The sequence below is a fragment of the Allorhizobium ampelinum S4 genome, from assembly GCF_000016285.1.
GTDB classification, from domain to species: Bacteria; Pseudomonadota; Alphaproteobacteria; order Rhizobiales; family Rhizobiaceae; genus Allorhizobium; species Allorhizobium ampelinum.
The window spans coordinates 605,161-616,969 of sequence record NC_011988.1; the positions used below are offsets into that span (position 1 = coordinate 605,161).

General features: G+C 53.6%; 10 protein-coding genes. 8 read left to right on the forward strand and 2 right to left on the reverse strand.

Annotated elements, in window-relative coordinates; translation table 11 throughout:
* Positions 1 to 23: 23 nt before the first annotated feature.
* Together AVI_RS19890 and AVI_RS19895 are read right to left on the reverse strand one after the other, a co-directional pair.
* Complete coding sequence (locus AVI_RS19890; protein WP_234617639.1) at positions 24 to 848, reverse strand: Crp/Fnr family transcriptional regulator; 825 nt, start codon at positions 846 to 848, stop codon at positions 24 to 26.
* Entirely contained in the window at positions 848 to 1,891 is a 1,044-nt protein-coding gene (locus AVI_RS19895; RefSeq protein WP_012653932.1) for an MDR/zinc-dependent alcohol dehydrogenase-like family protein, read from the reverse strand. Before AVI_RS19895 ends, AVI_RS19890 begins: the two co-directional genes overlap by 1 nt.
* A 416-nt stretch (positions 1,892 to 2,307) precedes the next feature.
* Between AVI_RS19895 and AVI_RS19900 the strand changes: the two genes are divergently transcribed.
* From AVI_RS19900 to AVI_RS19935, 8 genes are all read left to right on the forward strand, one after another.
* The gene (locus AVI_RS19900; protein WP_012653933.1) at positions 2,308 to 2,808 is read left to right on the forward strand and encodes a YciE/YciF ferroxidase family protein; all 501 of its coding nucleotides are present in this window, start codon (positions 2,308 to 2,310) and stop codon (positions 2,806 to 2,808) included.
* 182 nt (positions 2,809 to 2,990) lie between these two features.
* Positions 2,991 to 3,515: a sigma-70 family RNA polymerase sigma factor gene (locus tag AVI_RS19905; protein WP_012653934.1), complete on the forward strand. Its 525-nt coding sequence runs from the start codon at positions 2,991 to 2,993 to the stop codon at positions 3,513 to 3,515.
* Positions 3,516 to 3,716: 201 nt separating this feature from the next.
* The gene (locus tag AVI_RS19910) at positions 3,717 to 4,457 is read left to right on the forward strand and encodes an IclR family transcriptional regulator (RefSeq protein ID WP_012653935.1); all 741 of its coding nucleotides are present in this window, start codon (positions 3,717 to 3,719) and stop codon (positions 4,455 to 4,457) included.
* A 507-nt stretch (positions 4,458 to 4,964) separates the two neighbouring features.
* Entirely contained in the window at positions 4,965 to 6,194 is a 1,230-nt protein-coding gene (locus AVI_RS19915; protein WP_012653936.1) for an MFS transporter, read from the forward strand.
* 122 nt (positions 6,195 to 6,316) lie between these two features.
* Positions 6,317 to 7,468 carry a SphA family protein gene (locus AVI_RS19920; protein ID WP_012653937.1) on the forward strand — a complete coding sequence of 384 codons (1,152 nt, stop codon included), beginning with the start codon at positions 6,317 to 6,319 and terminating at the stop codon, positions 7,466 to 7,468.
* 786 nt (positions 7,469 to 8,254) lie between these two features.
* The gene (locus tag AVI_RS19925) at positions 8,255 to 8,761 is read left to right on the forward strand and encodes a putative pterin-binding protein (protein WP_012653938.1); all 507 of its coding nucleotides are present in this window, start codon (positions 8,255 to 8,257) and stop codon (positions 8,759 to 8,761) included.
* 48 nt (positions 8,762 to 8,809) lie between these two features.
* Positions 8,810 to 10,741: a putative bifunctional diguanylate cyclase/phosphodiesterase gene (locus AVI_RS19930; protein WP_156596776.1), complete on the forward strand. Its 1,932-nt coding sequence runs from the start codon at positions 8,810 to 8,812 to the stop codon at positions 10,739 to 10,741.
* Between the two features lie 166 nt (positions 10,742 to 10,907).
* Entirely contained in the window at positions 10,908 to 11,738 is an 831-nt protein-coding gene (locus AVI_RS19935) for an MBL fold metallo-hydrolase (protein ID WP_012653940.1), read from the forward strand.
* The last annotated feature ends 71 nt before the right edge of the window (positions 11,739 to 11,809 follow it).

The window sequence follows — 11,809 nt, forward strand, 5'->3', positions numbered from 1 at the left end:
TCTTCTCGCCGATATGCTCTCAGTCAAACCTCAAGCGGCGGATCTCCCATCGGCCCTAACAGCCGTTGATATTCTCGCTCTACGGGACCATAGGCATCGGCGGCAAAGGTTTCGAGACCTGCTCTGTCGCGAATGCGGATTGCCTTGCGCTCCGCATAAATCAATCTTTCGCCTTCCAACACGTGCAAGGAGGCGGTGACGCTCGAGCGCCGTACGGCCAGCATGATCGACAGAAATTCATGAGTTAGCGATAATTCATCCCCATCCAGCCGATCGTGGCACATCAGGATCCAGCGTGCCAACCGCTTATCGATAGAGTGAATGGCGTTTGACTGGGCCGTGAAAGCCATTTGCATATTGACCACATAGGCCCATCGAAGCAGCAGGCGGCGCATGGTTGGCCTGCTATCCATCAAGCCAACCAATCGGCCTGTTTCCAGGCGCAACCCAGTGCCTGCGACCTGCATGATCACCCGGCAGGGATTGCGGTCACTGTCCAGCAGCGCAGAGGCGGGCGACATGCCTTCGCGGCCAAACAGTCCGACTTCGCTCTGGTTGCCAGCCGGAGAAACGATCACCGTCGAGCCGACGCCCGAGAGAGGGAAATAACAGGAGTGGTCGATGTCGTGAGGCTGCGACAAGATCAGCCCTTGCGGTAAATCGACAGGTTCGAGAGCGGGCGCGATAGCGGCGAGATCATCAGGCGCCAGCAGGCCCAGAAGACGATTACGCACAGGCATGTCTGTCTCCGTACCGGTTCGGCCACCATGGTTTGGCGCAAGGATCGGCGACACTGAAATGGCGCGATCCTCAGCCGCGCGGCCATTTTTCAAAATTCTGTCACTCATCAATAGATCACCAGTGCTTTCATAAATCCATCCGGCTGGTCGCGGGCGGCGATCAGCGCCTGACCCAACTCCTCCAATCGGTAGCGATGGGTATAAAGGGATGTGGGATCGAGCCGTCCGTCCATGATTGCCGCCACCGCTTCAAGCATGCCATCGACGCAGATTTCCTGGCTGATGTCTGGGCCGATTCCGTGACTGTGTTTATCTGTCTGGATTACTGCGGCTTCGCGCTTTTTCCATGACTGTATAATTCCTTCGCGCGGGTCGGACTGTTGGCGACCGGCCATGATCAGGCGACCTGCCGCGTTGGTCAATTTATCCGCCAGATCAATCAGCCCGCTCTCGCCGGTAACGTCGATTACCCGGTCGCAAAGATATCCGCCCGTAAGCTCATGCACGGTTTCGATGATCCGCACGGAATCGTCCGCCGCACCATGCTCGTCTATGGTAAACGCCTTTGCCGCTCCCATACGCTTGGCCACCGCCAAGGATGCTGGACGGCGCGAAATGGCTGTAACATGCGCCTTGGCTCTTGAGGCGAGCTGGACGAGAAGGGCGCCGACAAAGTCTATGCCGATAATGGCCACCCTTTGTCCGGCTTTGATATCGCCACGGCGAAAGATGTTCATCGCTCGGCTCAGGGACCTGCCTGGAAACGGCATGCCATCCAGCAATGGGGGAAGCGAAATGACACTGTCTGCATCGGCCAGATGGTGGCTGGCATAAGCGGACCGCACAAGGGACGCCACCCGGTCTCCGACCGACAGGCTTCTGACATTGGGACCAATGGCGTCGATGACGCCCCATCCTTCGCCATCCAATCCTACAGGCTCGGCAGAGGTCGGCATCCGCCCTTGTCTATCGAGAGAGAGAGGGTCGCAAGCGAGGACACCACAGCCCTCCAGCCTGATTCGTACTTGGCTCCGTCCGGGTTGCGGCAGAGTATTGGATACGATGTTGATCTGTCCCGGCCCGGTGAAAACCGCTGCCTTCATCTCATCGGTATCCGGTTTTTCGCTATACTGTGCGGCAATCCTGTCCATCCGGTTCCTTTCCTTAATTCGCCTGGGCTTGCCACATTCACCGATGCCTTGGGCACCAAGGCCTTTGGCGCGCCCGTCTTTGAGGCGCGGTCTTGGTGTGGGCGCATGTTGTGGTGTGCCTGGTTTCATATTGAACTGCGAAAGCGCGCTCGGGTTCCCAAATCCGGTCAAACAAGTCGTGGCGAAGACGATGGTGTTGGGTATTTCGGTGTCATTGCGTTGAACGGCTATTTGCGGTGCCATTTCACCCGCCGGGTTTCCTGCCGGATATTTCGGGGAACTTTTAGGTTGCAACCCTGGTTTGGGAAGGGTGGCCTACATGGGAGCCTTCAAAAAGCGTCCCGACTTTTCACGCAGTTCCAGACGAAAGCCACAGGAAAGACGCCAAGGAATTGCACCATTCCCCGGAGGAAAAAATGGCTGAGAAAACATTGAACGACCTGTTCCTGGATACGCTTAAGGACATCTACTTTGCTGAGAAGCAAATCTTGAAGGCCTTGCCGAAAATGGCACGCGCAGCCCAATCGGAAGAGGGCCGGAACGCATTTCTTCATCATCGCGAAGAAACCCAAGGCCAGATCGAGCGGCTTGAACAGGTCTTTGAACTTCTGGGCAAGAATGCCCGGGGCAAGACCTGTGAGGCAATCCAGGGCATCATCGCCGAAGGCGAAGAAATCATGGAGGATTTCAAGGGGTCTTCAGCTCTTGACGCTGGCTTGATTTCGTCAGCGCAGGCAGTCGAGCATTATGAAATTGCCCGCTACGGCACACTAAAGGCCTGGGCACTGCAGCTCGGTATGAAGGAGGCCGCCGCCTTGCTCGATGCGACCCTAAAGGAAGAAATCGCTACGGACGAAAAGCTGACGGCGCTTGGCGAAGGTAGCGCCAACAAGAAAAGCGCACGCAAGGCAGCGTGATCTCTGGACGAACCTTTCGCTGTTGCGAAAGGTTTCTTCCCCCTGAAAGGCCGCCAATGTGCGGCCTTTTTTGTGTTCATGGCCAGAACCCTGATGGCAAACGTCACGTGTCTTTGGTGCGGTAGCGTACAGAAACAACCTGGCCCTGTGCTCGTTGATGCCCGCAGAAGGAGATCTGTTTCATGGCAACTTTCGAGGGCAGCGCTGGCAACGGCGGCGCGATGGCATTTACAACGGCTGTTCACACCGAAATAGAGGCGCATCTACCTGCATTGCAACGTTTCGCAAAGCGGCTGGTCGGCCCCAATGGCGATATTGAGGATCTGGTTCAGGACACCATTCTCAGAGCCTTGAACTCGTCCTCACAATTTCGAGCCGGTACGGCGTTGAAATCCTGGTTGTTCACAATCATGCGCAATGCTTTCTATACGGCCTATAACAGGCGCAAGCGTGAGCATGTTGGAATGGATGACGAGTTTAACCTGCGCATGGTGATGGAGCCACCACAGGAATGGGTGGTTCTATACGCCGATCTCGGTCTGGCTATGCAGCATTTGCCGGAAGCATCGCGGCGTTCCCTGCTGATGGTGGCGAGCGGCGCAAGTTACGATGAAACCGCCCTTGCCTGTGGTTGCGAGGTGGGAACTGTAAAAAGCCGGGTCAATCGAGCCCGAAAAGCATTGTCAGAGCGCTTCAGCATAGCCTGACCGATCTCGCATTTTCCAAGAGAACCCAAATTTACCAGGAAAGCCAAATTTACCAGTAGAGAATGATTGCCGGTGTTGGCATGCGTGTTGCGGCCTATAGGAATTCAAATCTGCTTCAGGCTGGCGATTGACTTGCCAGGCTCGAAATGCGAGTCAGAAACTGCCTGATATTGGGATTCTTTCAGCTTTCTGAGGAAAAGCATGGCCGGACTGGGACGCTTTGTCGATATTTTGAGGCTATTCGACGAGAAGACGTCCGAGTGGACCATACAGGATATCGCAGAGCGGCTGGATGTGCCTGGAAGCACGGTCTACCGCACGGTACGGGAGTTGGTCGGACAAGGGTTTCTAGATCCTTCCCGGGAGGGTCATTATCGCCTCGGCGCGGTTTTTATCGAATTTGATCGACGTCTTCGCCTCTCCGATCCACTGATCCGCGAGGGCGTGCCCTTGTTGCGTGACGTTGTGTCTGCCGTTCAGTTTCCTTGTGTCGCGGTCATCGCACGGCTGTATCGCGACCAGGTGATTTGCGTTGCCGATGATCGTAGCCCCGCCACCGATATCGCCACCAGCTATGAGCGAGGCAGGCCCATGCCATTGTTGCGGGGTGCCACGTCAAAAACCATTCTGGCACAATTGCCGCGGGCAAAGCTGAGCAAGATCATTAAAGGCGCGGAGGGAGTGGACCGGGCATTTGACGATATCGCATCTGAACTGGCCGCCATCCGTAAGCGCGGCTTTACGGTGACGCGTGGAGAAGTGGACCAGGGTCTTGTTGGCATTTCTGTACCCGTCACCTGCGCGCAAGGGGCAATCAATGCCAGCTTCAGCCTGATCGTCCGTGCCAGCGATTTCGATGACTCCACTGAACGGCGGCTGGCGATGCTTTTGTTGCCTGCATCTTCAATCCTTGCTGACAAGCTAAATTCCCGGTGGGTTTGAGCATTTTATACCATCAGTGTTTGCCTCTTATATTCGAAACAATGCACGCATAATTAGAAATTCTTTCGATATTATCAAAATATAATAATTTTTGTTGACTAGCGATTTGATATTCCTCAATATGCAAAGAAATGAGGAGGTCCTGACGCAATTGTGTTGGGAGGGGAAGGAGATCACGTCGCAGCATCGCATTCAGCCTGATGTCCATGTTCATAATTCCTGGAGCCGGACTCGGCTTTTGGGGGGGCGTCAATTTGAGAATAGGGCGACGTCTTTGGTGTGACAGGTAACGCGTTCGGCGCTGCAGCTTTTGCAAGAAGAGGTGGATCCAGTTTGATCAACCAGTCAGCTTGGAGGCGAGTGCGTGAGCTGAAATGGATTGCCTGAATTCGCGGAACCTCATTTCGAAACAATACAGATTGTAGGGCAGGCTGCCCCGCATCGATTTTCTGCGTGCGGATTGCGGACCAGTCTTGAAGATCTGGGTATTTATGGAGGAGGAGAGACATGCAAAGAGCCGCCGGTATACCTCAAGGAGTGTTACTCATCTCAATGGCCTGGCTGGCGCCGATCGGATCGACATTGTTCGCGCCGGTCTTGCCGCAGATCATCCAGCATTTTTCCTCGGAGGCGAATGCGTCGCTGCTTGCTCCGATCGCCCTCGTCACGCCGGCACTATTTGTGGCGCTGCTTGCCCCGGTTGCCGGGATACTTGCCGATAGAATCGGTCGCAAGACGCTATTGTTTTATTCCATGCTGTTTTACGCCATTGCCGGTGTCATGCCAGTCTGGCTTGATAGCCTTTATACAATTATCGCATCGAGAGTTGTGGTTGGTATCGCCGAAGCGGGTGTCATGACGGCAGGGACGGCCCTGATCTGCGATTATTTTGCAGGCGAACGTCGGGCGCACTGGCTATCTCTGCAATTCGGGTCGGCCTCTTTTGTCGCAACCGTTTGTTTCGTGCTGGCAGGATTTCTGGGTGGTTACGGTTGGCGCGTACCGTTCCTTGTCTATGGTGCCACGGCGCTGTTCATTCCGCTTATCCTGATGGTGTTGTTCGAGCCGTCACGCGTGGACTCATCGAGCCGTCCAACTGACATGCCCGGGGATACGCGGGACGCCGAAGGCGGGCTTTTCAACACGCGGTTTATCGTTTGCCTCGTCTTGACGATGATCTGCGGCATGCTCTTCTACGTGATGCCGGTCCATGTGTCCCTGCTGCTTGCCGAGCGCGGCATTGTTGAGCCAAGCGTGCTTGGTCTTGCCAGCGCTGCCGGGTCTTTCGGTGTCGTCGCAGGAACCCTGTTGTTCCGGTCTCAGGCGCGACGTTCCATCGGTGTGCTCTTGTCGGCGGCCATGGTGTTGCAGGGTATCGGTTTCATCCTGCTCTATACCCAGACGTCATTGATGGGTGGAATCGTTGGCATGTTCATCAATAATATTGGCTGCGGTATTTCGCTACCTCTGGTTTTGGCCTTCACCATGGCGCGGCTGCCGGATGTTTATCGAGGCAGGGCCTCCGGTATCTGGACGTCGATGTTTTTCATCGGCCAGTTCATTTGCCCCCTCGTGGTTGGCGCTGTCTCCGCTGCCTCCGGCGGAATGATCGGAGCAATGGCGGGTTTTGCAGCTTTTACGCTGCTGGGAGCCGGCGTCTTCGCCATCTGGTCGATATTCGGTATGGCGTTGAAGGAGCCTGTCACCATCAAGCGGGAACTGGTCGGGCTTCATTGAGACGAAGCGAACCAGGCGCAGGTTTAGTGCATCCTCTGTGACGTACTCAGCTTCGCTTTAACACGCTTCTCCATGCGCAACCTCTTAAATATATTACTACCTTAAGGAGTTGTGATGTTTCTTTGCAAGCCTGGAGCAAGAAGAGGCGGTTAGGGTGGTCTGGGATTTACTATGGAGCGAATCCCAGGGCGATTCGACAGAGCCGGATTTGGGGTGGCCTATTATTTTGGCTGGGAAAGTGGGACAAGTTTATGGGAAATAGACGGTTAGATTTTGCGGTTCTGCTGATGGGCACTTGCCTATTGGCTTCTCAAGGTGGGCAGGCCTTTGCTGCCGAGTTTTATCAGACGTCCACACCGGGCGCCTCTACGGATATAAGGGCTGCGGAATTGCCGCCTGAGGCTGGCTTCTATGCAGTCGGTGGCAGTTGGGGCAGTTGGCGGAACTCTCTGCGTGACAATAGCGGAAATTCGATGTTCCCTGATACAAGCGAAAGGCTTTTTCAGGGGCAGTTGGGTGGGCTTTACGTCTATGACGGAGAGATTTTTGGCGGGCGAATGGCGTCGTCTCTGGTCTTCGTTTACGGAGAGCACGATCTGACGATTACAAAAACAACGCCAGCCAATCTGTCTTCCAAAAATACCGGTTGGTTCGACGCCTATTCCGATATCTTCTTCTGGTCGAAGAGCTGGTATGAAGGCCCGCCTCCTGGCGCTCCTGGTCAACCAAAGCCCGCTGCTGATTTCATTCCGCCGATGCCAGTTGGTTTCACCCTGGGTCTTGGTGTTGGTGTCACCATACCAATGGGCTTGTTCGACAATGAAAAGGTTGGCAATCCAGGCTTCAGTAACTGGGTTCTGTCTCCAAACGTCGCCATGACCTATCGAACCCGTCCTATTCTTTTGGAAGGGACGGAGTTTTCGACCCGTATCTTCTACAATCACAATTTCGACCGGGATGACTCGACGGGCGGTTTCACCTATCGCGACGGTGATTATCTTTCGGCCGATTTCGCCGTTACAGAACGGTATAATCGCTACCAGTTCGGTCTTGCCGGCAATGTCAAATGGCAGGTTCAGGATGATGATGGCTCTCCGGCCAATCTAGCCTTGGACGGACGGCGGCATAAATCCATACGCCTTGGTCCCATCGTCGCGGTTGATTTTCCTTCACAACGTGCGACCGTGACCATCAAATACCTGACGGATGTCTACAACAGGAATTCATTCAAGGGTGATTATCTGCAAGTGAACTTTATCAAAAAGCTCTGGTAAGTGGCAGACGGCGAAGATGGTTTGACCATCTTCGCCGTTTCTATCCTCTGAAGTTTTTCAGGGGAAACCGCCAATTAGTGGGCATCGGAATCAATCCTTGCGAATACAGCACGACAGTCTCTTTTGGGCGCTCGATAAAATGCCCAAAAGAGACTGTCGTGCTTTAATTTTTCTGCCTGCTTCTGTAAAATTGTATCCGATTGAAGGAATTCACGGGCGGCCAGGCCGAGTCGGTCGTTAACCACCAGATATTATGTGTACTTCATGCCGATGGTAGGGCGGATTGCTCGCCATTCAAATGCCCGGCTTCACATGTTCTTCTGCTCACAGATCATCACTCTTGTCACGTCAGGACATTGCTTGGATTGCTCCGTACGCTGGGGAGCGATGAGCAAACCGTCTGTCGGTCGTTGCTCTGAAAAATTGCCGTTGCCAATCGGTCGGCTAGGCGAATCAACGATCCCTCTGGTATCTGAGAATTTTCTCATATATTATTCGATCTAAGTAATTTTCGGTGAAACGTGATCGCGTCTTGCTGATTTTAACTTGATGACGCGAAACTGATTTTTCTCGCAAAGATCCGCTTCAATCTACAATACGCTGCGTTGCGGTCTGTCTTCGGTAGACACCCTTGGATGCTTTATTGCACTTGTAAACTCTTGTATGAAATAAGTGAAAAGTTACCGAACCAACATGCCGGACGGTCACGACTGTGGCAAAACGCTCTTCGAATTCCAAATGGTGTTGTCGTCCTTGCTTTAGCGATTGATCGTCAGGAGAATTATAATGAGATTCGTCCGCCTTTGGGCCTATATCGTGCTGTCGGTCGCTCCCGTTTCGATGGCGCTGGCGGGAACATTCGCTGAGCCGAAAGGCAAGCCTATCCTAGTGATTTCCGGCAATATTGAAAACCGCAATACGGCGGAGGGAGCTGCTTTTGATCTTGGTATGCTGGAAGCCATTGGTTCTACAGTGATTAAAACCGCCAATCCTTGGTATGAAGGGCGTACGGCTTTTGAAGGCGTTCCGCTTAAAAAACTGATGGATTTCGTGGGAGCAAAGGGAACGAAGGTGACAGCCGTTGCTCTCAACGATTATGTGACAACAATTCCGCTTGATGATTTCAATCGGTTCAATGTTTTGCTCGCTTTCAAGCGGGACGAGAATTATATGCCGGTGAGGGATAAAGGGCCGCTCTTCATTGTCTATCCCTATGATAGTGACCAACAGCTTCAAAGTCAGGTATATTACATGCGATCGGCATGGCAGGTTTCAAAGCTCATTGTGGAATAGAGGCACGGCGTGAGGCGTATTCTTGGGACGATCATATGTTGTTTCGTCATGGCAACCGGGTACATCGCCTATGTGATAGCCGAACGTCAAACGACGCTTGAGAAATTTGCCCGTTACAATGATTCCTGGGCCGTCAGTCAAACCCTCTCCGAATATATGAGGCTTGAGCATCGGCTGGCGACATCCGCATTCGACATGGGTGAGTTTGACCGGGATGATTTGCGTCTTCGTCTGGATATCATGCTGAGCCGGCTGGAATTATTCGAGCAAGGCAATTTAAAGAGCTTCATTGATGCCGATCCGCAGCGTGTGGATCTGATCGCCAAGCTCAGCGACGTTCTTGAAACTCTCAACGGGCGGTTCGGAACGCTGGACCTTGAAGCCATCAAAGTGCTGTTACAGAAAATGGAACTTCTGGATGGTCCGATGACAAGGCTGGCATCGTCTGCTCTCGAAGCCGACGTCAGCAAGATTGGTGCCGCCCAGGCTGAGTTGCGGCACCTTCATCTCATCTACACCGCCCTTGCTGGGGGGCTTATCCTGTGCGGTATTGTGCTTGTCGGCTTGCTTTTGCGTCACAACAGTCTTCTGGATAAAGCACATCGGCGTATGCAACGGTTGACAGACGATCTGCGTGCGGCGTCCTGGGAGCTGAAGTCACAAAACAATCGCCTCGAATATGTCGCTCACCATGATTCCCTGACAGGTCTGCCCAATCGCATCCTCTTTCGTCAGGATCTGGAAGCAAGGCTGGTATCGGCCAAAGCTGGCGGACCGCCGGCCATCATCCTGCTGTTGGATCTCGATGGGTTCAAGGATGTGAACGACACGCTAGGTCACGACATCGGTGATGCCTTGCTAAGGATGGTTGCGAGTCGGCTTGTCGACATCAAGGACCACGGCGATCTCGTCTGTCGTTTGGGAGGAGACGAATTCGCGATCTTGTCCACCGGTCTGACCGAGACACAGGCGATGGATTTTGCCACGCATCTGATGCATGAACTTGGCCTTGTGTACCTTGTCGGAGACCAGGAAATCAAGATCGGCACTTGTGTGGGTGTGGCTATCTTCAATGACGAGCCGGATACGGACGAACTCTTCAAGCGTGCTGACCTTGCTCTCTATGAAGCCAAGGCGTTGGGGCCGAGCCATGCCTGTGTGTTTGAAAACCAGATGCAGACAAGGTTGAAGGACAGAAAGTCGTTCGAGGCGGATTTGCAAACGGCCTTGCAAAATGGGGAAATGGAAGTCTACTACCAACCATTGGCGACCACTGCGACGCGCGAGATTTGCGGTTATGAAGCATTGCTGCGCTGGACACATCCAAGCCGCGGTTCGGTATCACCGGTTGACTTCATCCCTGTCGCCGAGAAAATCGGGGTCATCGATGGGCTTGGGGATTGGGTTCTGCGGACCGCTTGCATGGAAGCGGCAAGCTGGCGCGGCAATCTCAAAATCGCGGTGAACCTGTCCTCAGTGCAGTTTCGCAGCGCGACGCTCGTGCAAAAGGTTTTAGATGCCCTGGAAATCAGCGGCCTTTCTGCGGGCCGTCTAGAGCTTGAGATCACTGAATCCGTCTTGCTTGACAAAAACGAACTGACCCTGAAAACCTTGAGGGAGTTGAAGGCGATCGGGATTCAGATTGCCATGGATGATTTCGGCACGGGTTATTCTTCGCTCGGCAGCTTGCGGGGCTTTCCGTTTGACAAGTTGAAGATCGATCGGTCTTTTATCCGCGATGTGACGACAAGGGCGGATGCCCTGGCAATCGCAGAGCTTGTGACAGGAATTGGCGCCAGCCTTGGCATGACCACGACGGCTGAAGGTGTGGAAACGGAAGAACAATTCGAATGCGTGAAAAGACTGGGTTGCGATCAGGTCCAGGGATACCTGATCGGCAGGCCAGAACCGGCGAGCTTTCTCACCCATCTTCTTCAGGAAGATGACAACAAGGAAGTAACCTTCGACCAATCATGGTAAGTTTTGCAATTCCCTTTGTTGGTACAGGTAATGCTTGGAAAGAGACAGGGCTGGGACAGGCACCTGACATTTCCCTTTGCATCCTTGGTAATTTCAGGAATGATGTATTGGTAACCGGTCCAAAACCAATCGTCTTAATTCCGCGACAGAAACTCTTTGGATAAAAGTGAACAGTAGCGTGTTTCAGGTGAAATTCTGGGGTGTTCGCGGCAGTATCCCGGTCTGCGGCGCGGAATTCGATGTTTATGGCGGGAACACGCCCTGTATCGAGGTGCGCTGTGGCGAGCACAGGCTTATTTTCGATGCCGGCTCCGGTATTCGTCAGGCCGGTCTGGATATGATGGGAGACAAGACCAGCAATGTCGACCTGTTCTTTTCCCACTGTCACTACGATCACATTATCGGCTTGCCTTTTTTCAAGCCGATCTACAATCCCGAGATCACCGTCAATATCTGGTCCGGCCACCTTGCCGGTAGCATGACGACGGATCAGATGATCCATCAATTCGTCAGTCCGCCCTATTTTCCCGTGAAGATGGATATCTGCAAGGCTTCTTTGCAGTTTCATGATTTTCGTGCCGGCGATATTCTGACGCCTCGTCCTGGTATTTCCATCGGCACATTTGCGCTCGATCATCCGGGCGGATGCATTGGCTACCGGGTGGAATGGGCAGGTAAGGTGCTGGCATTGGTGTTTGACATAGAACATCAGCCCGGCGAACTCGACCCGACAGCGCTGGCGCTGATGGCCAATGCCGATATTGCGGTCTACGACGCCGCCTTTACCGAAGCGGAAATGCAGCGTTATCGAGGGTTTGGCCATTCGAGCTGGGAGCAGGGCGTGAAATTGGCCGAGCAGGCAAATGTGGGCCAATTATTGCTGTTCCATCACGCCCCATGGCGCACCGACAGCGAAATGGCACTGTTGGAACGGTTGGCGCAGGAAGCGTTTCCAGCGACGCTTATGGCTCGTGACGGAATGCTTCTCGATATCTGATAGCACAGGCAAAAATTCGGAAACTTGATTTCCGTGTTGGTCATACAATCGATAAAATCAATCAGGAAACC

What these genes read in the sequence shown, in the direction of transcription:
- AVI_RS19900 (WP_012653933.1), top strand. Translation starts at nt 2,308, where the DNA reads ATGGCTGAGAAAACATTGAACGACCTGTTCCTGGATACGCTTAAGGAC.
- AVI_RS19915 (WP_012653936.1), top strand. Translation starts at nt 4,965, where the DNA reads ATGCAAAGAGCCGCCGGTATACCTCAAGGAGTGTTACTCATCTCAATG.
- AVI_RS19930 (WP_156596776.1), top strand. Translation starts at nt 8,810, where the DNA reads ATGGCAACCGGGTACATCGCCTATGTGATAGCCGAACGTCAAACGACG.
- AVI_RS19910 (WP_012653935.1), top strand. Translation starts at nt 3,717, where the DNA reads ATGGCCGGACTGGGACGCTTTGTCGATATTTTGAGGCTATTCGACGAG.
- AVI_RS19905 (WP_012653934.1), top strand. Translation starts at nt 2,991, where the DNA reads ATGGCAACTTTCGAGGGCAGCGCTGGCAACGGCGGCGCGATGGCATTT.
- AVI_RS19895 (WP_012653932.1), bottom strand. Translation starts at nt 1,891, where the DNA reads ATGGACAGGATTGCCGCACAGTATAGCGAAAAACCGGATACCGATGAG.
- AVI_RS19925 (WP_012653938.1), top strand. Translation starts at nt 8,255, where the DNA reads ATGAGATTCGTCCGCCTTTGGGCCTATATCGTGCTGTCGGTCGCTCCC.
- AVI_RS19890 (WP_234617639.1), bottom strand. Translation starts at nt 848, where the DNA reads ATGAGTGACAGAATTTTGAAAAATGGCCGCGCGGCTGAGGATCGCGCC.